The organism is [Mycobacterium] manitobense, assembly GCF_025821665.1.
In the GTDB taxonomy this organism is placed as follows: Bacteria; Actinomycetota; Actinomycetes; order Mycobacteriales; family Mycobacteriaceae; genus Mycobacterium; species Mycobacterium arseniciresistens.
The window spans coordinates 1-332 of the sequence record NZ_JACKSJ010000262.1 but is presented as its reverse complement, the minus strand read 5'-3'; the positions used below and the strand labels follow the sequence as shown (position 1 = coordinate 332).

General features: G+C 65.7%; 1 protein-coding gene. It reads right to left on the bottom strand.

From position 1 onward, the window contains the following. A partial coding sequence (locus H7I41_RS29185; RefSeq protein WP_264016147.1) for a TetR/AcrR family transcriptional regulator occupies window positions 1-332 on the bottom strand: 332 nt, incomplete at both ends.

Here is a 332-nt window from a genome sequence, read left to right as displayed (position 1 = left end):
CAGCTGGGCGATGACCACCTCGGGCTCGATGTCGATGATCCGCACACCGGAATAGGACTGCTGGTACTCGACGATGAATCGCAATGCCGCATCGAGCTTTTCGGTGCCACGCAGACCTGCGGTCGCGGTGCTGATGCCGGTGTCGAACATCTCGCGCTCGTAGTCGCCGAAGGCCCCCAGCAGTTCCTCCTTGGAGGCGAACCACCGGTACAGCGTCGGCCGGGACACGCCGGCCTGCAACGCCACCTCCGACAGGCTCAACTTGGTCTGCCCGTTGCGTCCGAGCACCTCGGCCGTCGCGGCAAGAATCCGCCGGCGTCGCGTCGAGGTGT